We start from the raw sequence: 22,555 nt of genomic DNA on the forward strand, positions 1-22,555 counted from the left end.
ACACGACCCTGCGCGCTTGGAGCCCCACGATGTTCGACGAGATCCTCGGCCTGCCGGCACACCCTCTGATCATCCACGCAGCCGTGGTGCTGACCCCGCTCGCCGTACTCGCGGCCGTGGTCTACGCGGTGCTCCCGCGCTTTCGCGCGCAGATCGCCTGGGCCGTGGTTCCGCTGTCCGTGGCGGCTCCCGTGGCGGTGTTCGCCGCCAAGCAGAGCGGCGAGCAGTTCAAGGAGCGGCTGTTCCCGGGCGGCCGGCTCCCCGAGGGCGAGCTGGGCGCCACGATCACCGAGCACCAGGGGTTCGCCACCCCGTTGCTGCTGACCTCGCTGGGCATGGCCGTGACGACCCTGGCGCTCGTCTTCGGCGCGGAGCGGATCGGCAAGGTGCCCGCCGCCGTGCTCTCGGGCGTCACCGTGCTGCTCGCGCTGGCCGTCGGCTTCTACGTGCTGCGCGCCGGGCACACCGGTGCGACGGCCGTCTGGGGCGGGTAGTGTCAGTCTGTGGATAGTCTGTTCGACTCGGCGGCCGAGGAGGCCCACCGGGGCCAGGAGCCCCTCGCGGTGCGGATGCGCCCGCGCAGCCTCGACGAGGTTCTCGGCCAGCGCCACCTGCTGGGTTCCGGCACCCCGCTGCGCAGGCTCGTGGAGAGCGAGGCGCCCATGTCGCTGTTCCTGTGGGGTCCGCCCGGCACCGGCAAGACCACGCTCGCCTACGTCGTCGCCGGCGTCACCGAACGCCGCTTCGTCGAGGTGTCCGCGGTCTCCGCCGGGGTGAAGGAGGTGCGCGCCGCCATCGAGCAGGCGCGCCGCGAACTCGGCATGACCGGGCGGCAGACCGTGCTGTTCGTCGACGAGGTGCACCGCTTCAACAAGGCCCAGCAGGACGCGCTGCTGCCCGCCGTGGAGAACCGCTGGGTCACCTTCATCGGCGCCACCACCGAGAACCCGTTCTTCTCCGTCATCTCGCCGCTGCTGTCCCGCTCGCTGCTGCTCACCCTGGAGTCGCTGTCCGACGACGACGTCCGCGCCGTCCTCGCGCGCGCCGTCACCGATCCGCGCGGCCTCGACGGCCGGGCCACCCTCGCCCCCGAGGCCCTCGACCACCTCGTGCGGCTGGCCGGCGGCGACGCGCGGCGCTCGCTCACCTACCTCGAGGCCGCCGCGCTGCTGGAGGACGAGATCACCGTCGAGGTCGTGGAACGGGCCGTCGACAAGGCCGCCGTGCGCTACGACCGCCAGGGCGACCAGCACTACGACGTGGTGAGCGCCTTCATCAAGAGCATGCGCGGCTCCGACGCCGACGCCGCCGTCCACTACCTGGCCCGCATGGTCGAGGCGGGGGAGGACCCGCGCTTCATCGCGCGCCGCGTCGTCATCTTCGCCTCGGAGGACGTGGGCATGGCCGACCCCGGCTGCCTGCAGGTCGCGGTCGCCGCAGCCCAGGCGGTGGAGTTCATCGGCCTGCCGGAGGGCCGGATCAACCTCGCCCAGGCGGTCATCCACTGCGCGCTCGCGCCGAAGTCCAACGCGGTGGTCAAGGCGATCGGATCGGCCGCAGACGACGTACGGCGCGGCCTGATCGGCCAGGTCCCCGGTCACCTGCGCGACGCCCACTACCCCGGGGCGAAGACGCTCGGCCACGGCGACGGCTACAAGTATCCCCACGATTTCGAGCACGGCCTGGTCCGCCAGGAGTACGCGCCGCAGGAGCTTCGCGAGCGGCGCTACTACGAGCCGACCAGGCACGGAGCCGAGGCGGGCTTCGCCGAGCGCTGGGTCAGAATCCGTGACTTCCTGCGGAAAAGCTGATCGCGCCCGCGCGTGGCCGGTAAGCGCCTGGCGTGTTCTGCGGCACGATAGGGTCTTTCCATTCCACCCACCCTTGCGCCGGGTCACCAACGAGGGGACGGACCACCGAGATGCTTACCGCAGGAGAGGTCGCGGGCCTGATCGTCGCGATGTTCTGGGCGATCCTGGTCTGTTTTCTTGTCGTGGTGCTCGTCAAGGTCGTCCGGTTGCTCAACGAGACCACCAAGATGGTCTCCGAGCTGAGCGAGCGGGTGCTCCCCCTGCTCGACGACGTCACCGTCACGGTCACGGAGACCAACAGGCGGTTGGTCGCCGTAGAGGCGATCGCCACCGACGTCAAGCAGGTCAGCGGCCACCTGGCGGTGGTCAGCGGGGTCACCTCCACGCTGTTCACCGGGCCGCTCATCAAGATCTCCGCGCTCGGCCACGGAGTGCGGCGCGCCCTCGCGGCGCGCACGGACTCGCGGCGCCGGCCGGTCTCCTGGCGGCGCCGATGATCCGGCGCCTGTTCTACCTCGCCCTCGGCGCCGCCCTGGCCGTCTGGGTGATGCGCAGACTGCGGGCCCTGAGCCCCGATCACGTCGCCCGCCGCGCCGTCGGCGAGGCCGCCGACGCGCTGGCCGGTCTGCGCGCCTTCACCGATGAGGCACTGGAGTCGGCCGCCAAGCGCGAGTCCGAGTTGCGGGCCGAGTTCGGGCTCGATGTGGAAACACCAAACACCCCTAACGCAAAGGATGGCCGCTGAGATGGAGTCGGCAGAGATCGCGCGCCGCTTCCTGCGCTTCTTCGAGGAGCGTGGGCACACAGTCGTGCCCTCGGCCAGCCTGGTCGCCGAGGACCCGACCCTGTTGCTGGTCAACGCGGGCATGGTGCCCTTCAAGCCCTACTTCCTCGGGCAGCGCAAGCCGCCGGCGAGCCGGTTGGCCACCGCCCAGAAGTGCGTGCGCACCCCCGACATCGACGAGGTCGGCAAGACCACCCGGCACGCGACGTTCTTCCAGATGCTGGGCAACTTCTCCTTCGGCGGCTACTTCAAGGCCGAGGTGATCCCGTTCGCCTGGGAGTTGCTCACCAAGCCGGAGTCCGAGGGCGGCTTCGGCTTCCCCGAGGAGCGGCTCTGGGCGACGGTCTACGTCGAAGACGACGAGGCGTTCGACATCTGGCACAACAAGGTCGGGCTGCCCGCCGACCGCATCCAGCGCCGCGGCCTGGAGGACAACTACTGGCACATGGGCGTGGCCGGCCCCGGCGGCCCGTGCTCGGAGATCTACTACGACCGCGGCCCCGAGTACGGCCGCGACGGCGGCCCGATCGCCGACGAGGACCGCTACCTCGAGGTCTGGAACCTCGTGTTCATGCAGTACCAGCTGAGCGAGGTCCGCAGCAAGGTCGACTTCGACATCGCGGGTGAGCTGCCGAGCAAGAACATCGACACCGGCATGGGCCTGGAGCGCATGGCGGCGATCCTGCAGGGCGTCGACAACATCTACGAGATCGACACCACCTACAAGATCCTCGACAAGGCCGCCGAGCTGACCAGGACGCGCTACGGGCGTGACGCCCGCGCCGACGTCAGCCTGCGGGTCATCGCCGACCACGTGCGCACCGGCACCATGCTCGTCGCCGACGGCGTGATGCCCGGCAACGAGGGCCGCGGCTACGTGCTGCGCCGTATCCTGCGCAGGTCGGTGCGCAACCTGCGGCTGCTCGGCGCCGGCGAGCAGCGCTACATGCACGAGCTGACCGCGGTCGCGATCGACGTGATGGGCGAGCAGTACCCCCAGCTCAAGTCCGACGCGCCGCAGATCCACGGAGTGATCGACGCCGAGGAGGCGTCCTTCCTCGGCACCCTGCGGACCGGCACCGCGATCTTCGACGTGGCCGTCGAGGAGACCAAGCGCAAGAACCAGGGCGTGCTGGCCGGAGCGCAGGCGTTCCAGCTGCACGACACCTACGGCTTCCCGATCGACCTCACCCTGGAGATGGCCGCCGAGCAGGGCCTCCAGGTCGACGAGGACGGCTTCCGCCGTCTGATGAAGGAGCAGCGCGAGCGCGCCAAGGCCGACGCCGCGGCGAAGAAGACCGGCAACGCCGACATCTCCGTCTTCGGGCAGATCCTGGAGAAGGCCGGCAAGGTCGAGTTCCTCGGTTACGACCACACCACGGCCGAGTCGGAGGTCATCGGCATCCTGGCCGACGGCGTTCCGGTGCCCGCCGCCGGTGCGGGCGCGACCGTCGAGATCGTGCTCGCCCGGACCCCCTTCTACGCGGAGGGCGGCGGGCAGCTCGCCGACCAGGGTGTCATCCGCACCGGCGGCGCCGAGATCGAGGTCGTCGACGTGCAGTCCCCGATCGCCGGAGTGGTCGTGCACCGGGGCAAGGTCCGCACGGGCGAGGTCAGGGTCGGCGACGCCGCGCAGGCGGAGATCGACCTGGAGCGCAGGCGCGCGATCTCCCGCAGCCACACCGCGACCCACCTCGTGCACCGCGGTTTCCGCAACGCGCTCGGCGAGTCGGCGGCCCAGGCCGGTTCGGAGAACTCTCCGGGGCGTTTCCGCTTCGACTTCACCGCGGCCGGCGCGGTCTCGCCCGGCATGCTCCGCGAGGTCGAGGACGAGGTCAACTCGGTCCTGATCAACGACCTCCAGGTCAACGCGTTCTACACCTCCCAGACCGAGGCGCGCGCGATGGGCGCGCTGGCCCTGTTCGGGGAGAAGTACGGCGACGAGGTCCGCATCGTCGAGGTCGGCGACTACTCCCGCGAGCTGTGCGGCGGCACCCACGTGGCGAGCTCGGGGCAGCTCGGGCTGGTCAAGGTGCTCGGCGAGTCCTCCATCGGCGCGGGTGTGCGCCGCGTGGAGGCACTGGTCGGGCTCGACGCCTTCCGCTTCCTCGCCCGGGAGAGCGTGCTGGTCGCCCAGCTCAGCGAGCAGCTCAAGGTGCGTCGTGAGGAGCTTCCCGAGCGGATCGACGGCATCGTCGGCCGCCTGCGCGCGGCCGAGAAGGAGCTGGAGAAGGTGCGCTCGGCGCAGGTCCTCGCCGTCGCGGGCGAGCTCGTCGCCGGCGCCGGCGACGTCCACGGCGTCTCCCTGGTCACGCACCGCGCGCCCGACGGGACCGCCGCCGACGACCTGCGCAGGCTCGCCCTCGACGTCCGGGGCCGGTTCCCCGGCGACCGCGCCGTCGTCGTGGTGATCGCGGGGGTTCCCGCCGACCGGCCGGTCGTGGTCGCGACGGTCAACGAGGCCGGACGCGAGCGCGGCCTGGCCGCCGGCAAGCTGGTCGGGGTCGCCGCCAAGGTGCTCGGTGGCGGCGGCGGTGGCAAGGACGACGTCGCGCAGGGCGGCGGAGCCAGGCCCGAGGCGATCGGCGACGCGTTGCGGTCCGTCGAAGGCGCGGTCGCGCAGAAGCTCGCGTGAGGACGATCCGGAGCCTCGGATGAGACACGGAGTGCGGCTCGGAGTCGACGTCGGTTCCGTGCGCATCGGCGTGGCCCGCAGTGACCCGGGAGGGGTGCTGGCCACGCCGGTGGAGACCGTTCGCAGCGGCAAGGGCGACCTCGACCGCATCGCGGAGCTCGCCGCCGAGCACGAGGCCGTCGAGGTCGTGCTCGGACTGCCCACCTCGCTGTCGGGCCGCGAGGGCCAGGCGGCGGAGCGGGCCCTGGCCTTCGGCGCCAGGCTCGCCGCGCGCCTGGCGCCGACGCCGGTGCGGATGTTCGACGAGCGGCTCACCACGGTGACGGCCCAGCAGGGGTTGCGGGCCAGCGGTGTGCGGGCGAAGAAGCAGCGTTCGGTGGTGGACCAGGCGGCCGCCGTGGTGCTCCTGCAGGCCGCCCTCGAGTCGGAGCGAGCCACCGGCGTCCCGCCGGGCCGTGCCGTACAGGTGGCGGGCTCCGGTGAGGAAACCGGCCGGTGACCTGCACCGGAACGTGGGGTGGGCACTGCGGCCGCTACGCCCCGCAACCCTTACCCGTGCGAGAGACTATCGCCACGTTCCGGTGGGCAATCCTGGAGAGAAGGCACCGCTCTCCCTCCAGATCGGGGTGATCGGAACCGGCTTGCGTCACCGGCTCCGAAGCATAGAATCACGAAATTCACTGACACAGAGAGCGAGTTCGTGAGATACCGGGAAGAGCTGAACAGATACCTCGGGACGCAATGATGTCCGGTGGGACGCCCCCCATCCCGTCAGGGCAACCGAACGGACGGCCGCACCCGTGCCGTTCGGTACCGTCCTCGGCATGGCACCCGCTTGACGCCAGGCCGTTCGTACCGGGAGATTGGCCAGCGCACCTATGAATGATCTCGACATGGACCTCCTGCTCGGCGCCGAGGACGACGACGGTCGCTCCCGGCGTCGCTCTCGCCCGTCCAGCGGCCGGAGCCGGCGGGGCCGCCGGCGGCGCAGGCGCCGCAACCGGGGCGGGTTCCTCGCCCCCATGCTCGCCGTGATCGTGCTGGTGGGCATCCTGGGCGGCGGAGGCTACTTCGGCTACCACTGGCTGCAAGACGTCATGGTCCCCGACGACTTCACCGGGGCGGGCACCGGCGAGGTGGTGGTGGAGATCCCGGACGGCGCGTCCGCCTCCGAGGTGGCCCTGACCCTGGAGAAGGAAGGGGTGGTGAAGAGCGCCAGAGCCTTCACCAACGCCATCGACGCCGCGGGTAAGAGCTCCTCTCTCCAGCCCGGCGACTACAAGATGCGCAAGGGCATGGCGGCGGCGCAGGCCGTGGACCTGCTCGACCCCAAACTGCGGCTGCTCGCCAAGATCACTCTTCCCGAGGGCCTGCGCCTCACCAAGATCTACGCCGAGCTCGCGAAGAGCACCAAGATGCCGGTCAAGGAGTTCGAGAAGGCCGCGAAGGGGCTGGAGCTGCCGCCCGGGGCGGACGGCCGTCTGGAGGGCTACGCCTTCCCCGCGACCTATGAGATCACGCCGAAGATGACTCCGACCGACATCCTCGAGAAGATGGTGGAGCGCTACGAGGACGCCGCCGAGCAGGCGGGCATGCCGGGCCAGGGTAAGAAGAAGCTCGGACACACCCAGCACGAGCTGCTCACCATCGCGAGCATCGTCCAGGCCGAGTCCGGCAGCGCGGCCGACATGCCGAAGGTCGCCCGCGTCATCTACAACAGGCTCAACCTCAAGCCGCAGCAGATGAAGCTCGGGATGGACAGCACGACCATGTACGGGCTGAACAAGTACGGCATCGCCGCCACCGACGCCGAGACCAAGAGCAAGTCGCCCTACAACACCTACCAGCACCTGGGCCTGCCACCCGGCCCGATCAGCAACCCCGGAGACCACGCCATCCAAGCCGCCCTCAACCCGGCGAAGGGCGACTGGATGTACTTCGTCACCACCGACCCGAAGAAGGGCATCACCAAGTTCACCGACAAGGAGTCGGAGTTCTGGCAGCTTCGTGAAGAGTTCAACCGTAATTACCAGGGTGGCTGAGTGACCGCGACGACAACCAGGGCGGCCGTCCTCGGCTCCCCGATCGGCCACTCGCTCTCGCCGCACCTGCACCGGGCCGCGCACGCCGCGCTCGGGCTGAGCACCTGGAGCTACGAGGCGATCGAGTGCGGGGAGGCGGGGTTGCCCGCCCTGCTCAGGGGGTTCGGTCCCGAGTGGGCCGGTCTGTCGCTCACCATGCCGCTCAAGCGGGCGGTGCTCCCGCTGCTCGACTCGGTCGCCGACCTCGCCGTCGAGGTCGGCGGCGCGAACACCGTGATCTTCCGCGAGGGCCGCGCGCACGGCGAGAACACCGACGTGTACGGCATCGTGCGGGCCCTCGAAGAGGCCGGGGCCGGCGCCGTCGGCTCCGCCACCATCCTGGGCGGCGGGGCCACCGCGGCCTCCTCGCTGGCGGCACTGCGGGAGCTGGGCCTCGGCGGCGCGACCCTCGTGGTCCGCGACCCGGCCCGCGCGGGGGAGACGACGCGCGTGGCCGAGCGGCTAGGCATGGCGCTCGCCGTACAGACCTTCGACAAGCTGGACGCGGTGCTCGACGTGGACCTCGTGGTGAGCACGCTGCCCTCCGGCGCGGCCGACGCGTTCTCTGCCAGGCTGGCGCCGGTGCCCGTCCTGTTCGACGTCGTCTACTCGCCGTGGCCGACGGCCGCGGCGCGAGCCGTACGGCAGGCGGGGGGCACGGTCGTCGGCGGCTTCCCGATGCTCCTGCACCAGGCCGTGCGGCAGGTCGAGCTGATGACCGGCCGTTCCGACGTCCCGGTCGACGTCATGCGGGCGGCCGGCGAGGCGGAGATCCTGCGGAGAGCGGCCGGGACGGGGTGACCCCACCCGAAGCCGGCGGCAGGGTGCGGGATGATTCGGACCGCCGGCGGTGTTGTGGTAACGTTGGTACTCGATCGGTCCGGCTTGCCTGCCGGATGCGCAAGCGGAGGTCTTCCTCCCACCTATCGGCCGTGCGGCCGGCGGGTCAAGGATCACAACCGGATCACTCCGGAGGGCCCGAATCGGGCTCGAGTGGCCCCGCATGCGCGACGTGCGGGGCATTTCGTGTTGTGGCGACCCGGAAGGTGCGTCTCCGCGAGGCTCCCGGCACGATCGAGCACGTGGCGGCCGTCCGTAGGGGCGGCCGAGGATCGTAACCTAGGAGGTCCCATCAGCGCCGAGCCCCGCATCAACGAGCGTATCCGTGTGCCCGAGGTTCGCCTCGTCGGCCCGAACGGCGAGCAGGTCGGCATCGTCTCCATCCACGATGCGCTGAAGCTGGCCCAGGAGGCCGACCTTGACCTCGTCGAGGTCGCGGCCACGGCTCGCCCGCCCGTGTGCAAGCTCATGGACTACGGCAAGTTCAAGTACGAGTCCGCTATGAAGGCGCGCGAGGCGCGCCGCAACCAGGCGCACACGATCATCAAGGAGATCAAGCTCCGGCCGAAGATCGACCCGCACGACTACGAGACCAAAAAGGGTCACGTCGTGCGATTCCTCAAGGCCGGGGACAAGGTCAAGGTCACGATCATGTTCCGCGGACGTGAGCAGTCCCGTCCCGAACTGGGCTTCCGGCTGCTGCAGCGGCTCGCGGAGGATGTGACGGAGCTCGGCTTCGTCGAGTCCCAGCCGAAGCAGGATGGCCGTAACATGATCATGGTGCTCGGGCCGCACAAGAAGAAGGCGGAAGCCAAGGCCGAGAAGGCGGCGGCCAAGGCACGTCACGATGACGACGAGCCCCTGGTAGAGGCCCCCGAGCTTCAGGAATAGGGCTTTCCGGTCACGGATCAAGCCGATGGACCGGGTTCGGTCGTGATGTCAGGCATGCCCTGACCCGAAACCGGCGGTCTGGGACATCGGCACGAAAGAACGAGGGAGAGACGGCTGAGATGCCGAAGATGAAGACGCACAGCGGTGCCAAGAAGCGGTTCAGGATCACCGGCTCCGGCAAGATCGTCCGTCGGCGGGCCAACCGCGCGCACTACAACGAGCACAAGCCGTCCACTCTGACGCGCCGTCTCGCCCCGGACGTGGTGATGTCCGCTGCCGACACCAAGAAGATCAAAAAGCTGCTCGCCAAGTAAGCGACCCCCGGGGAGATAGATACACATGGCACGCGTGAAGCGGGCGATCAACGCCAAGAAGAAGCGCAGGGTCGTTCTCGAACGGGCGAGCGGTTACCGGGGTCAGCGGTCACGTCTGTACCGCAAGGCCAAGGAGCAGATGCTCCACTCCATGACCTATGCGTACCGTGACCGCAAGGACCGCAAGGGCACCTTCCGGCGCCTTTGGATCCAGCGGATCAACGCTGCCGCGAGGCAGAACGGCATCACCTACAACCGATTCATCCAGGGCCTCAAGGCCGCCAGCATCGAGGTCGACCGCAAGATCCTCGCGGATCTCGCGGTCAGCGACCCGCAGACGTTCAGCACGCTGGTCGAGGCCGCCAAGAAGGCGCTCCCGGCCGACGTGAACGCTCCGGTCGCCTGATCCGAGGTTTCGCGGTTGCAGGTTCGACATGAGGGGCTCACCGCTTCGGTGGGCCCCTTGTTCGCTTTTCCGAGCGGGGGACACATGGCCAGGTCGGAGCTGACCAACATCAGGTCGCCGCGGTTGAAGGCGGCCAGGCGGCTGACCAAGCGGGCGTTCAGGGAGCGTGACCGAGCCTTCCTCGCCGAGGGCCCGCAGGCCGTCAGGGAGGCGCTCAGGCTCGCCGGGGTCGTGGTGGAGCTCTACGCCACCGCCGACGCCGAGTCCCGGCACCCGGAGATCATCTCGGCGGCGGCCGCGGCGGACGTGCCCGTCCATCCGGTCAGCGGCGAGGTCATGGCCGAGCTGGCGCAGACCGTGACGCCTCAGGGGCTGCTGGCGGTCTGCCGGAACGTGCACGTGCCGCTCGCCGAGGCCGTGCCGCAGGGGGCCGCTCTGGTCGCCGTGCTGGCCCATGTCCGCGACCCGGGAAACGCGGGGACCGTGCTGCGCACCGCGGACGCCGCGGGCGCGGGCGCCGTGGTGTTCACCGACGCCTCCGTCGACCCCTACAACGGCAAGTGCGTGCGGGCCAGCGCCGGCAGCCTGTTCCACCTCCCGGTGGTCACGGGGGCGCCGGTGACGCAGGCCGTGGGCCATCTGCGGGACGCGGGGCTGCGCGTGCTCGCGGCGGACGGCACGGGGAAGGTCACACTCGATGACGTGGATCTGTCCGGACCGACCGCGTGGATCTTCGGCAACGAGGCGTGGGGGCTGCCCGAAGAGATCCTCGAACTCGCGGACGAAGTGGTGCGCGTGCCTATCTACGGACAGGCGGAGAGTCTCAATCTGGCGACCGCCGCCGCAGTGTGTTTGTACGCATCCGCCCGGGCTCAGCGGCAAAAGTGAGGCTGCCGCGTAGTGCGGGAAACCCGCTATTGTCGGCCTTGTAGGGTCGAGGAGGCGGGGTCGTGCAGGGCGAGAACATCGATCAGCCGCACCCTGATGCCGCCTGCCTGGTCGCAGCGGACGATCTGCCCGACGGGCTCATCATGGCCGACCACACCGGGCGGATCCTCCTGGTCAACCGGGCGGCGTCCCGGCTCACCGGGGTGACCGCCGAGCGGGCGGTCGGCGGCGACATCCGCGACGTCTTCCCGTTGCGCGACCATGACGGGCGCGAGTGGTGGAAGTGGCTCGACCCGCGCGGCGGGCTCCGCACCCGCACCCGGCAGCCCGAGTGCCACGTCCAGATGCCCGGCGGGCAGGAGATGCTGATCGCCGCGCGGCTGGTGCGCCGGCCCGAGCGGGGCGGCGAGGTGGTCCGGGTGGCGATCACGCTGCGCGACGCCGGCGCCCGGGCCCGCCTGGAGCGCAGCCGCGCCGACCTGGTCTCCACCGTGGCCCACGAGCTGCGCTCGCCGCTGACCAGCGTCAAGGGGTTCACCGCCACGCTGCTGGCCAAGTGGAGCCGCTTCACCGACGACCAGAAGCTCGTCATGCTGGAGACCGTCAACTCCGACGCCGACCGGGTCACCCGGCTCATCACCGAACTGCTCGACGTGTCCCGCATCGAGTCCGGCAGGATGCAGGTTCACCGGCAGGTCGTCGATCTCCCGGCCAGGGCGCGCAGGCTGATCGCGGGCCGGGTCGCGGCGGGGGAGTCCGAGGGGAGATTCCTGCTGCGCGTCGGCGCCGGGCTGCCCGAGACGTGGCTCGACCAGGACAAGATGGACCAGATCCTCGGTAACCTGCTGGAAAACGCGGTGCGTCACGGACGCGGTACGGTGACAATAGATATCGAACCTGTCGAGTGGGGAGTGGCCGTGTCCGTGCGGGACCAGGGCGAGGGCATCGCGCCCGAGCTGGCCACGCGCGTGTTCAGGCAGTTCTGGCGCGGGCAGGGCCGTCGTCGCGGCGGCACGGGGCTCGGGCTGTTCATCGTCAAGGGCCTGGTCGAGGCCCACGGCGGCACCGTCACCGTGCAGCGCGCCCCCGAAGGCGGGGCCGAGTTCCGATTTACCGTGCCCACCGGCACGCCTGACTTCGCCTGAGCGAGCACGCCTCCGGTGGGCGCCTTCCCGGATACCACTAGACTCGTGCCCGCTCAAGCCCTGGATTCGGAGCTCACTCTTGTCTAACTACGACCCGGTCGAGGTGACGCCCTTGCACGCCGACGAGGTGGCGCGCATGCAGGCCGACGCCCTCGCCGCCATCGCGGCGGCGAGCGATCTCGACGAACTCAAGCAGGTACGGCTGGCGCACGCCGGTGATCGGTCACCGATCGCCCTCGCCAACCGGGAGATCGGCGCCCTGCCGCCGCAGGCCCGCGCCGAGGCGGGCAAACGCACCGGCGGTGCCCGCAAGGCGATCGGCGAGGCCCTGGCGGCGCGCCAGGCCGAGCTGGAGACCGAGCGTGACGAGCGGGTCCTCGTGGAGGAGACCGTCGACGTCACCCTGCCGTGGGACCGTGCGCCACGCGGTGCCAGGCACCCGCTGACCACTCTGCAGGAGCGTGTCGCCGACGCGTTCGTGGCGATGGGCTACGAGGTCGCCGAGGGGCCCGAGCTGGAGGGGGAGTGGTTCAACTTCGACGCGCTCAACCTCGCGCCCGACCATCCGGCGCGCTCCGAGCACGACACATTCTTCGTGGAGTCGGTCGAGTCGGGCAAGGTGCTGCGCACGCAGACCTCGCCGGTGCAGATCCGGGCGCTGCTCAGCCGCGAGCTTCCCGTCTACGTCGTCGCGCCGGGCAAGGTCTTCCGCACCGACGAGCTCGACGCCACGCACACCCCGGTCTTCCATCAGGTCGAGGGGCTCGCCATCGACGAGGGGCTGACGATGGCCCACCTGAAGGGCACGCTCGACCGGTTCGCCGAGGTGATGTTCGGCGAGGGGATCACGACCCGGTTCCGCCCCCACTACTTCCCGTTCACCGAGCCGTCGGCCGAGATGGACCTGAAGTGCTTCGTCTGCAGGGGCGCGTCCGCGGTGCCGGGCAACCCGCCGTGCCGTACCTGCAAGTCGGAGGGCTGGATCGAGTGGGGCGGCTGCGGCATGGTCAACCCACGGGTGCTGGTCGCCTGTGGGGTCGACCCCAGGCGTTACTCCGGCTTCGCCTTCGGCATGGGCATCGAGCGCACGCTGATGTTCCGCCACAACGCCGAGGACATGCGTGACATGGTCGAGGGAGACGTGCGCTTCACGCTCCCGTTCGGGATGGAGGTCTGATGAAAGTCCCGCTTTCCTGGCTGCGGGAGTACGTCGACCTGCCCGCCGTCACCGCCCAAGAGGTCGCCGACCGGCTCACCGCCGCCGGCCTCAAACTGGAGACGATCGTCTCCCACGGCCACGAGATCAAGAACGTGGTCGTCGGCGAGGTGCTCGACATCGAGGAGCTGGCCGACTTCAGGAAGCCCGTCCGCCACTGCCAGGTGGAGGTCGGCGAGGCCGCTCCCCGTGGCATCATCTGCGGCGCGGTCAACTTCTCGATCGGCGACCGGGTCCCGGTGGCACTGCCGGGCTCGGTCCTGCCCGGTGGATTCGAGATCAGCGCGCGCAAGACGTACGGCCGGCTGTCCGACGGCATGATCTGCTCGGAGCAGGAGCTCGGCATCGCCGAGTCCTCGCCCGGCATCCTGGTGCTGGAGCCCGACGTCCCGATAGGCGCCGACGTGGTCGAGTTGCTCGGCCTGCGTGACGACGTCATCGAGCTGGAGATCACCCCCGACCGCGGTTACGCGCTGTCCATCCGCGGTGTGGCCCGTGAGGCCGCCACCGCGTTCGGGGTGGCCTTCCGCGACCCTGCCGATCTCGACCTGCCGGTCTCCACCGACTCCGTCTACCCGGCCTCGATCGCCGACCCCAGCGCGTGCGACCGCTTCGTGCTCCGCGAGGTCAGCGGCTTCGACCCGGCCGCGCCGAGCCCGTTGTGGATGCGCGTACGGCTGGCCCGCGCCGGGATGCGGCCGGTCTCGCTCGCCGTCGACGTGACCAACTACGTGATGCTGGAGCTCGGCCAGCCGCTGCACGCCTTCGACCGGACCAAACTGACCGGCGAGATCGTCGTCCGGCGGGCCCGCGAGGGCGAGACGCTGGAGACGCTCGACCACGTGGTGCGCAAGCTGCACGCCGACGACATCCTGATCACCGACGCGTCGGGCGCGATCTCGCTGGCCGGCACCATGGGCGGCCTGCACACCGAGATCTCCGGCTCCTCCACCGAGCTGGTGATCGAGGCCGCGCACTTCTCCGCGACCGGCACCGGCCGGATGTCGCGCAGGCACAACCTGGTCAGCGAGGCCTCCAAGCGGTTCGAGCGCGGCGTCGACCGCGAGTTGCCGCTGTACGCGTCGCTGCGCGCGGCGAAGCTACTGGTCGAGCTGGGCGGCGGCACGACCGCGAACGGCGTGACGCACGTCTCGATCGGAGTCGAGCCGGTGCGGATCACCATCCCGGCCGACCTCCCCGACCGGGTGGCCGGCATGCCGTACGGCAGGGAGGCCGTGCTCCGGCACCTGGAGCAGGTGGGCTGCACGGTCGCGGAGGGAGCGGCCGAGGCGTCCGCCAGGTCCGGCGGAGGGGCCGCGGCCGCGCTGTCCGCCAAGCTCGACGTCACCGGCGGGGCCACCGATCTGCTGACGGTCACGCCGCCGACCTGGCGCCCCGATCTGGTCGACCCGAACGACCTGGCGGAGGAGGTCATCCGGCTCGAAGGGTACGAGCGGCTGCCGTCCGTGCTGCCCGCGGCCCCGGCCGGCGGCGGTCTCACCGAGGCCCAGCGGCTGCACCGCAGGGTCGGCAGGGCGCTGGCCGCCGACGGCTACGCCGAGATCCTCGCCTACCCGTTCATCGGTGAGCGTGATCTCGACAACCTGCAGCTGCCCGCCGACGACGAGCGCCGCCGCGCCACCCGCCTGGCCAACCCGCTCAGCGAGGACGAGCCGCTGATGCGGACCACCCTGCTGCCGGGGCTGCTGAAGACCCTGGTCCGCAATGTGGGCAGGGGCCTCGGCGATGTGGCGCTGTTCGAGACCGGTCTCGTCTACCGGCCCGTGCCCGACGCTCCCGCCACCGCTCCGGTGCTCGCGGTCGACCGCAGGCCGACCGCGGACGAGCTGGCCTCGGTCGAGGCTGCGCTGCCCAGGCAGCCGCTCAGGGTCGCGGTCGTCCTCGCCGGGGAGTTCGAGAGCTCCGGCTGGTGGGGCCCCGGGCGCGCGGCGACGTGGGGCGACGCGGTGGAGGCCGCGCGGGTGGTGGCCCGCGAGGCGGGGCTGGAGCTGACGGTGGCCGCCGACGCGCACGCGCCGTGGCACCCCGGCCGTTGCGCCTCGCTGCACCTCGGCGACGTGCTGGTCGGGCACGCGGGTGAGCTGCATCCCCGCGTGATCGAGGCGTACGGCCTGCCTGCCCGCACCTGCGCGATGGAGCTGGAGCTGAGCCTCCTGCAGGCGGCCCTGCCCGGCCCGGTCGAATCGCCGGTCGTCTCGTCTTACCCGGTCGCCACCCAGGACGTCGCGCTCATCGTCCCCGCGGCCACCCCGGTGGCCTCGGTCGAGGCGGCGCTCCGTGAGGGGGCCGGCGAGCTGCTGGAGGCCATCCGGCTGTTCGACGTCTACACGGGGGCCCAGGCGGGTGAGGGCAACAAGTCCCTCGCCTACACCCTGCGCTTCCGCGCGCCGGACCGCACCTTGACCGCCGAGGAGACCACCGCGGCCCGCGACGCCGCCGTCGCCCTGGCCGCCGAACGCGTCGGAGCCCAGCTCCGCAGCGCCTGACACACCCGGGAAAGGGGGCTGGTACGGCAAGCCGTACCAGCCCCCTTCTGGTGGGCGGCGCTGATCGCACCCTGAGCACCGGGTCGCCTCGGTGGCGGCTTCGCGGGGGGACGGTGATCCTCGGGGCGCTCACGGCTTCGCTGGAGCCTCTTCGGCGCTGTCAGGCAGGGTGGAGGCGGCACGCCGGGTGCGCTCGGCCAGGGCGTGTTCGTCGGTGCGGGCGTCGTAGTCCCGGAACTTGGGGAGCAGGGCGGCCAGCGCCGCCACCGCGCCGATGCACAGCAGGCCGCCGGCCCCCAGGGAGAAGCGGGTGCCGCCCAGGTACGCCATCAGCCCGGCGCGGCCGTTGCCGAGCATCGGGCCGGTGGAGTAGGAGAGCAGCTCGATCCCCGCCAGCCGCCCGCGGTACTCGTCGGGGATGGTCTGGTTCCAGATCGTGGAGCGGAAGATTCCGCTGATCATGTCGGCGGCGCCCGCCACGGCCAGGCACACGAAGATCAGCCACAGGCTGGGCGCGATGGCGGCGACGGCGACGGACGCACCCCAGATGGCGGCGGCGATGATCACTCCCCTGCCGTGGCGGTGCACGTGGTTCGTCCATCCGGAGGTCACCGAGGCCAGCAGCGAGCCGACCGCGGCCGCCGAGTAGAGCAGGCCGAGCGACTGCGGACCGCCGAACTCGTCGGCCAGGAACGGGTACAGCGCCGTGGACATCGCGAAGAACATGGCCGCGATGTCGACCAGGTAGGTACCCATCAGGTCCGGCCGCCGTACGGCATAGCGGACGCCCTCCACGAGCGACCTCAGCGACGCGCGGGCGGCGTCCGCACGCGGCGGCACGGCGCGCACCCGCCAGAGCAGGACCAGCGACACCAGGAAGGTCACCACGTCGATGCCGTACGTCGTCGCGGGCCCGTAGCCGGCCACGATCAGGCCGGCCAGCGCGGGCCCGATGATGGCCCCGAAGTTCCACCGGAAACTGATCAGCGCGGCGGCGGCCGTGAGCTGGTCGTGCCGCACGACGCGCGGCACCATCGCGTCCAGGCTCGGCCGCTGCAGGCTGTCCAGCGCCGCCATCAGCGCCCCGATCACGTACAGCGCCCACACCTGGGGATTCGGCAGCAGCGCGTTCACCATCAGCAGCGCCGACAGCACCGCGAGCCCGGCCTCGGCGAGCAGCACCACCCGCCGCCGGTCCAGCGCGTCCGCGATCGCCCCGCCCCACAGCCCGAAGACGACCATCGGCACGAACTCGGCCAGGCTCACCAGCCCCACCGCCACGGGCGACCCGGTGAGCTGCTTCATCTGCAACGGGACCGTGACGTAGGTCAGGAAGGTGCCGAACATCGTGATCACCCCGGATCCCATCAGGAGCCGGAAGTCACGCGAGTCACGCAGCGGCCGCAGGTCCATGCTCAGGTGCCGCCCGAGCGCTCTTAGGGACCAGCCAGAAGTTTTCAGCACGAAAGGAGATGGTCGCCCGGACGGGGCCTCCGGAACAAACGGTTTTCGTCTGCGCGCGGCTGAGGGTGATCGCGTCCCGGCGTAGCCGACGGCATTACCTCACGCGTAATCGACCAGGTCACAGGCCGCGTGACAAGGTTTGTCACGTCCGGATCGGACGAACTTCATCGGAGGAGATCACCGTGTACGACTTCGCGAACCTGGTCGAGCGTTACCTCGCGGCATGGAACGAGGGTGACGCGGAGGCGCGTCTGAAGGCCGTGGCCGCGCTCTGGACCGAGGACGGCGGGTACACCGACCCGATGGCCCAGGTGACCGGGCACGAGGGGATCGCGGCCGTGATCGCCGGCGTGCGGGAGATGTTCCCCGGCTTCGTCTTCACCGCCGGCGGCCCGGTGGACGGCCACCACGACATCGCCAGGTTCACCTGGAACTTCGGCCCGGCCGGCGCCGAACCCGTCGTGGTGGGGTCCGACGTGGTCCAGATCGCCGAGGACGGCCGGCTGCGGCAGGTCCACGGCTTCCTGGACAAGGTCCCCGCGGCCTGACGCACCACGGCGCGGCGTCGTGCACGGTCCACCGCCCGCGCGGCCGGGCGGTGGGGGGGCTCAGGGAAGGGCGAGGACTTCGCGGCGGAGATGGGTTTTGAGGATCTTGCCGCCGGGGTTGCGCGGAAGGTCGGTGTCGCGGAACCAGAAGCGGACGGGGATCTTGAAAGAGGCGATCCGGCCGTGCAGGAAGCCGCTGAGGTCCTCGGCGGTGACCGTGGCGCCGGGAGCGAGGCGGATGACGGCACCGACCTCCTCGCCGAGTTCGTCGTGCGGGATGCCGATGACGGCGGCGTCGTCGACGGCCGGGTGCTCGAAGAGGGCGGCCTCGACTTCGGCGCAGTAGACGTTCTCGCCGCCCCGGATGACCATGTCCTTGGCCCGGTCGACGATGAAGACGAACCCCTCGTCGTCGACCCGGGCGAGGTCGCCGGTGTGCAGCCAGCCGTCGACGAAGGTCTCGGCGGTGGCGTCGGGGCGGTTCCAGTAGCCGGCGATGACGGCCGCGCCGCGGACGCAGAGCTCGCCGACCTCGCCGGCGGGCAGCTCGTCGCCCATCGGGCTGGAGATGCGCACGTCGATGGTGGCCGCCGGCCTGCCGATGCTGTCGGGCTTGGCCTGGTAGCCCTTGCCCGAGTTGTTGATGATGAGGGCGGTCGTCTCCGTCATGCCGTACCCGTTGGAGGGGGCGCGGCCGGGGAGTTGCTCGCCGATGCGTTCCAGGAGCTTGGGCGGGGCGGGGGCGCCGCCGTACCCGAGGGAGCCGAGGCTGGAGATGTCGTACTTGCCGAAGTCGGGGTGGGACATGAGCTGCCAGGCGTTGGTGGGGACGCCCGCGATGCCGGTGATCTTCTCGCGTTCGATGAGCTGGAGCGCCCGGCCCGCGTCCCATTTGTACATCAGCGCGAGGGTGCTGCCGCTGAACATGGACGTGATCATGGCGGCGAAGCAGCCGGTCACGTGGAACAGCGGAACGGTGAGCAGGGTGACGCGGCGCTCGGCGGAGGCGGCGACGGGATCGCGGCCGGAGAGCATCGCGCTCCGCATCGCAGTGTAGGAGACGGTCATCGGGGCCTGGCCGAGGTTGCGGTGGGTGCCGAGGGCCCCCTTGGGACGGCCGGTGGTGCCCGAGGTGTAGAAGATCGTGGCCGGATCCTCGGGGTCGAGCTCCACGGCCGGCAGGGACACGTCGGCGGGCACGTCGCCCAGCAGATCCGCCAGCGACACCGCGCCGGCGGGCAGGCCGTCGCCGGGCCGGGTCACGATGAGCCGGGCGTCCAGGCGGACGTCCTTGAGCCGTGCGGCCCGCTCGCCGTCGGCGATCAGCACCTTGGCTCCCGAGTCGGTCAGGCCGTACTCCAGTTCCTGCGGCGTCCACCAGGCGTTGAGCGGCACCGCGACCGCACCGCAGGCGAGGACGGCGGAGAAGGAGACGATCCACTCCGGGTAGTTGCGCATCGCGATGGCGACCCGGTCGCCCTTGGCGACGCCGTAGTCCTCGACCAGGCGGCGGGCCAGCGTGGCGGCCTGGCGGAAATGCTCCTCGAAGGTGAGTTGTTCGTCCTCGTAGATGATGAAAACCTTCTCACCCTGCAGCCTGCTCGACTCCAGGAGCGTGCGGAAGTGCCCGGGAGCGTGCTTCCAGGTCCGGATCCTGCTGCCACGGATCTCCACCTCGTCCATCTCGAAGAGCTGACCGGGAGCGGTGAGCTGAGCCTGGACCTGATCGTGGGTGACTGTCATTACGCGCGTACTCCCCGGGTAAGAGGCCATAACCGGAAGGTCAGCATACCGACCGGTATGTGCTGGCAACAGAGGGAAGTTCGGGTTTGCGTGTCCACAATTCGAGAACATCTTGCATGGTCATGCTCCGCCGTGCATACTTCACTACAAGCAAGGACATGCAATAAGGTGCATGTCCATACAGCGAGGAGATGGGGCAATTGGGAGCGCGCGCGGCGGTGGCCGGAGCGAGCGGGTACGCGGGCGGAGAACTTCTTCGCCTGCTGCTCTCCCACCCAGAGATCGAGGTCGGAGCGCTGACCGCCGGGTCGAGCGCGGGCACCCTGCTGGGGGCGCATCAGCCCCACCTCCTGCCACTGGCGGGCCGCACGCTCCTGGAGACTACCCCCGATGTCCTGGAAGGCCACGACGTGGTCTTCCTCGCCCTCCCGCACGGGCAGTCCGCCGCCATCGCGCAGCGGCTCGGTGACGACACGCTGATCGTCGACTGCGGCGCCGACTTCCGCCTGGCCGACCCGGGCGAGTGGGAGCGGTTCTACGGCGGCGTCCACGCGGGCACCTGGCCGTACGGCCTGCCCGAGCTTCCCGGCCAGCGGGAGCGCCTGCGCGAGGCCCGGCGGATCGCCGTCCCCGGGTGCTACCCGACGGCGGTCACCCTCGCCATGCTCCCGGCCTTCGCCGCCGGCCTCGCCGCGCCCGACGTGGTCGTGGTCGCGGCCAGCGGCACCAGCGGCGCGGGCCGTGCGCCCAAGGCCAACCTGCTGGGCAGCGAGGTCATCGGATCGGTCAGCGCCTACGGTGTCGGGGGAGTGCACCGGCACACCCCCGAGATGGAGCAGAACCTCTCGACGGTGGCGGGCACCCCGGTGACCGTCTCCTTCACGCCGACGCTCGCGCCGATGAGCCGCGGCATCCTGGCGACCTGCTCGGCTCCCGCCCTCCCCGGCGTCACCGCGGCCGAGCTGCGCCAGGCGTACGAAGCGGCCACCGCGCAGGAGCCCTTCCTGCGACTGCTGCCCGAAGGGCAGTGGCCGGCCACCGCGATGACCTACGGCGCCAACACGGCGGTGCTGCAGGCGGTGCTCGACGAGCGCGCGGGAAGGATCGTGTCCGTGATCGCCATCGACAATCTCACCAAGGGCACCGCGGGAGGCGCGATCCAGAGCGCCAACCTGGCCCTCGGTTTCCACGAAGAACTCGGCCTCCCCCTCATTGGAGTAGCTCCGTGAGCGTAACCGCACCTCTCGGTTTCTCGGCCGCAGGCGTCGTCGCCGGACTCAAGTCCAGCGGTGAGCGCGACCTCGCCATCGTGGTCAACGACGGACCATCCCGCGCTGCGGCGGGCGTTTTCACCACCAACCGGGTGAAGGCCGCTCCAGTGCTCTGGTCGCAGCAGGTCCTGAGCGGCGGACGAGTGATGGCCGTCGTGCTCAACTCGGGCGGCGCGAACGCGTGCACCGGCCCCGAGGGCTTCCAGGACGCCCACGCCACCGCGGAGAAGGTCGCCGAGCTGCTCGGCGACTCCGCCGGAGAGGTCGCGGTGTGCTCCACCGGCCTGATCGGCGAGCGGCTGCCCATGGACACCCTGCTCGCCGGCCTGGAGGTCGCCGGAGCGCAGCTCTCCAGAGACGGCGGCCTGCCCGCCGCCGACGCGATCCGCACCACCGACACGGTTTCGAAGATCTCCTTCAGGCGGGGCGAGGGCGGCTACATGGTCGGCGGCATGGCCAAGGGCGCGGGCATGCTCGCCCCCGGCCTGGCGACCATGCTCTGCGTGATCACCACCGACGCCGACCTGCCCGCCGAGCGGCTGGACGCGGCGCTGCGCGAGGCCACCACGGTGACCTTCGACCGCCTCGACACCGACGGCTGCATGTCCACCAACGACACGGTGCTGCTGCTGGCCAGCGGCGCGGCCGGGGTGGTCCCCGAGCAGTCCGAGTTCGCCGAGCGGGTCACCGAGGTCTGCGCCGACCTCGCCAGGCAGCTGCTCGTCGACGCCGAGGGCGCCACCAAGGCGATCGCCATCGAGGTCGTCGGCGCCGCGTCCGTCGGCGACGCCGTCAACGTGGGCCGCGCGGTGGCCCGCAGCAACCTGCTCAAGTGCGCCATCCACGGCGAGGACCCCAACTGGGGCCGGGTGCTGTCGGCCGTCGGCACCACCGACGCGGAGTTCGACCCCGACCGGATCAACGTGGCGATCAACGGCATCTGGATCTGCCGGGCCGGCGCCGCCGGAGACGACCGCGACAAGGTGGACCTGCGCCCCCGCGACGTCACCATCACCATCGACCTGTCGGCGGGGACCGAGTCGGCGACCGTGCACACCACGGACCTCACCGCCGCCTACGTCCACGAGAACTCGGCGTACTCCTCATGAACGTCACCGCCGGCGTCAAGGCCGGCACCCTCATCGAGGCGCTGCCCTGGCTGGCCCGCTTCCACGGCGCGACCGTCGTCATCAAGTACGGCGGCAACGCCATGACCGAGGAGTCGCTCAAGCAGAGCTTCGCCGAGGACGTCGTCTTCCTGCGATACGCCGGGCTCAAGCCGGTCATCGTGCACGGCGGCGGCCCGCAGATCAGCGCCCACCTCGACCGGCTCGGCATCGAGAGCAGCTTCACCGCCGGGCTGCGGGTGACCACGCCCGAGGCCATGGAAGTCGTCCGGATGGTGCTGGTCGGCCAGGTCAACCGCGACGTCGTGGGCCTGATCAACGACCACGGCCCGTTCGCGGTCGGCATGTCGGGAGAGGACGCCCACCTGTTCACCGCCATCCGCAAGCACGCGCTGGTGGACGGCGAGCCGGTCGACATCGGCCAGGTCGGCGACATCGTGAAGGTCGAGGCCGGAGCCGTGCGCGCGCTCCTCGACAACGGCCGCATCCCGGTGGTGAGCAGCATCGCCAGGAGCGATGACGGCACCGTCTACAACGTGAACGCCGACACGGCCGCCGCCGAACTCGCGGTCGCCCTCGACGCCGACAAGCTGGTCGTGCTCACCGACGTCGAGGGACTGTACGCCGACTGGCCGGACAGCGACGAGGTGATCGGCCGGCTCACCGGCGACCAGCTGGCGGAGCTGCTGCCCAGCCTGTCGAGCGGGATGCTGCCCAAGATGGGCGCCTGCCTGACGGCCGTGCGCGGCGGGGTGGCCCAGGCCCATGTGCTCGACGGCCGGACCCCGCACGCGCTACTGCTGGAGGTCTTCACCGACGAGGGGATCGGCACCATGGTCGTGCCCGGCAGCAAGGACGAGAACGACAGGGAGGTGGCACTGTGA

21 protein-coding genes are annotated in these 22,555 nt (G+C 70.8%); 19 read left to right on the forward strand and 2 right to left on the reverse strand.

All coding sequences use genetic code 11. The annotated features are described in order from the left end of the window. The first annotated feature begins 29 nt into the window (after positions 1-29). From MBA17_RS36825 to MBA17_RS36895, 15 genes are all read left to right on the forward strand, one after another. Positions 30-494, forward strand: coding sequence for a DUF2231 domain-containing protein (locus MBA17_RS36825; RefSeq protein WP_238502171.1), 465 nt, complete (start codon positions 30-32; stop codon positions 492-494). A gap of 9 nt (positions 495-503) precedes the next feature. After that, positions 504-1,811: a replication-associated recombination protein A gene (locus MBA17_RS36830; RefSeq protein ID WP_238502172.1), complete on the forward strand. Its 1,308-nt coding sequence runs from the start codon at positions 504-506 to the stop codon at positions 1,809-1,811. 110 nt (positions 1,812-1,921) lie between these two features. Beyond that, a complete protein-coding gene (locus MBA17_RS36835; protein ID WP_238502173.1) occupies positions 1,922-2,308 on the forward strand; it encodes a DUF948 domain-containing protein in 387 nt (128 codons plus the stop codon). Further along, the gene (locus MBA17_RS36840; protein ID WP_238502175.1) at positions 2,305-2,556 is read left to right on the forward strand and encodes a hypothetical protein; all 252 of its coding nucleotides are present in this window, start codon (positions 2,305-2,307) and stop codon (positions 2,554-2,556) included. The genes MBA17_RS36835 and MBA17_RS36840 overlap by 4 nt, the downstream gene beginning before the upstream one ends. Before the next feature lies 1 nt (position 2,557). After that, on the forward strand, positions 2,558-5,230 hold the full coding sequence (alaS, locus tag MBA17_RS36845) for an alanine--tRNA ligase (protein WP_238502177.1): 2,673 nt from the start codon (positions 2,558-2,560) through the stop codon (positions 5,228-5,230). Positions 5,231-5,249: 19 nt separating this feature from the next. Beyond that, positions 5,250-5,729, forward strand: a complete 480-nt coding sequence (gene ruvX, locus MBA17_RS36850) for a Holliday junction resolvase RuvX (protein WP_238502178.1) — start codon at positions 5,250-5,252, stop codon at positions 5,727-5,729. 379 nt (positions 5,730-6,108) lie between these two features. Beyond that, the gene (mltG, locus tag MBA17_RS36855; RefSeq protein ID WP_238502179.1) at positions 6,109-7,272 is read left to right on the forward strand and encodes an endolytic transglycosylase MltG; all 1,164 of its coding nucleotides are present in this window, start codon (positions 6,109-6,111) and stop codon (positions 7,270-7,272) included. Beyond that, a complete protein-coding gene (locus tag MBA17_RS36860) occupies positions 7,273-8,112 on the forward strand; it encodes a shikimate dehydrogenase (protein WP_238502180.1) in 840 nt (279 codons plus the stop codon). A gap of 348 nt (positions 8,113-8,460) precedes the next feature. Further along, complete coding sequence (infC, locus tag MBA17_RS36865) at positions 8,461-9,042, forward strand: translation initiation factor IF-3 (protein ID WP_455432925.1); 582 nt, start codon at positions 8,461-8,463, stop codon at positions 9,040-9,042. A gap of 119 nt (positions 9,043-9,161) precedes the next feature. Then, entirely contained in the window at positions 9,162-9,356 is a 195-nt protein-coding gene (gene rpmI, locus MBA17_RS36870; RefSeq protein WP_238502181.1) for a 50S ribosomal protein L35, read from the forward strand. 25 nt (positions 9,357-9,381) lie between these two features. Continuing rightward, a complete protein-coding gene (gene rplT / locus MBA17_RS36875) occupies positions 9,382-9,762 on the forward strand; it encodes a 50S ribosomal protein L20 (RefSeq protein ID WP_238502182.1) in 381 nt (126 codons plus the stop codon). A gap of 84 nt (positions 9,763-9,846) precedes the next feature. Then, a complete protein-coding gene (locus MBA17_RS36880; RefSeq protein ID WP_238502183.1) occupies positions 9,847-10,650 on the forward strand; it encodes a TrmH family RNA methyltransferase in 804 nt (267 codons plus the stop codon). Between the two features lie 62 nt (positions 10,651-10,712). Beyond that, on the forward strand, positions 10,713-11,795 hold the full coding sequence (locus MBA17_RS36885; protein ID WP_455432924.1) for a sensor histidine kinase: 1,083 nt from the start codon (positions 10,713-10,715) through the stop codon (positions 11,793-11,795). 136 nt (positions 11,796-11,931) lie between these two features. Next, positions 11,932-12,972, forward strand: a complete 1,041-nt coding sequence (gene pheS / locus MBA17_RS36890) for a phenylalanine--tRNA ligase subunit alpha (protein WP_238502199.1) — start codon at positions 11,932-11,934, stop codon at positions 12,970-12,972. After that, entirely contained in the window at positions 12,972-15,518 is a 2,547-nt protein-coding gene (locus MBA17_RS36895; RefSeq protein WP_238502184.1) for a phenylalanine--tRNA ligase subunit beta, read from the forward strand. The genes pheS and MBA17_RS36895 overlap by 1 nt, the downstream gene beginning before the upstream one ends. Positions 15,519-15,647: 129 nt before the next feature. Here the strand turns inward: MBA17_RS36895 and MBA17_RS36900 are convergent, their stop codons facing one another. Beyond that, positions 15,648-16,982 (reverse strand): MFS transporter, encoded by a 1,335-nt coding sequence (locus tag MBA17_RS36900; protein ID WP_238502185.1) that lies wholly within the window; start codon positions 16,980-16,982, stop codon positions 15,648-15,650. Positions 16,983-17,164: 182 nt separating this feature from the next. Between MBA17_RS36900 and MBA17_RS36905 the strand changes: the two genes are divergently transcribed. After that, a complete protein-coding gene (locus MBA17_RS36905) occupies positions 17,165-17,530 on the forward strand; it encodes a nuclear transport factor 2 family protein (protein ID WP_238502186.1) in 366 nt (121 codons plus the stop codon). A 60-nt stretch (positions 17,531-17,590) separates the two neighbouring features. Here MBA17_RS36905 and MBA17_RS36910 read toward each other — a convergent pair whose 3' ends face one another. Further along, positions 17,591-19,273: a class I adenylate-forming enzyme family protein gene (locus MBA17_RS36910; protein ID WP_238502187.1), complete on the reverse strand. Its 1,683-nt coding sequence runs from the start codon at positions 19,271-19,273 to the stop codon at positions 17,591-17,593. 200 nt (positions 19,274-19,473) lie between these two features. Here MBA17_RS36910 and argC point away from each other — a divergent pair, with 200 nt between their 5' ends. From argC to argB, 3 genes are read left to right on the forward strand one after another with little or no spacing between them, the layout of a single operon-like run. Continuing rightward, complete coding sequence (gene argC / locus MBA17_RS36915) at positions 19,474-20,502, forward strand: N-acetyl-gamma-glutamyl-phosphate reductase (RefSeq protein WP_238502200.1); 1,029 nt, start codon at positions 19,474-19,476, stop codon at positions 20,500-20,502. Continuing rightward, positions 20,499-21,653: a bifunctional glutamate N-acetyltransferase/amino-acid acetyltransferase ArgJ gene (gene argJ / locus MBA17_RS36920; protein ID WP_238502189.1), complete on the forward strand. Its 1,155-nt coding sequence runs from the start codon at positions 20,499-20,501 to the stop codon at positions 21,651-21,653. The genes argC and argJ overlap by 4 nt, the downstream gene beginning before the upstream one ends. Next, on the forward strand, positions 21,650-22,555 hold the full coding sequence (gene argB / locus MBA17_RS36925; protein WP_238502191.1) for an acetylglutamate kinase: 906 nt from the start codon (positions 21,650-21,652) through the stop codon (positions 22,553-22,555). The genes argJ and argB overlap by 4 nt, the downstream gene beginning before the upstream one ends.

The organism is Dolomitihabitans soli, assembly GCF_022213955.1.
GTDB lineage: Bacteria > Actinomycetota > Actinomycetes > Streptosporangiales > Streptosporangiaceae > Streptosporangium_A > Streptosporangium_A soli.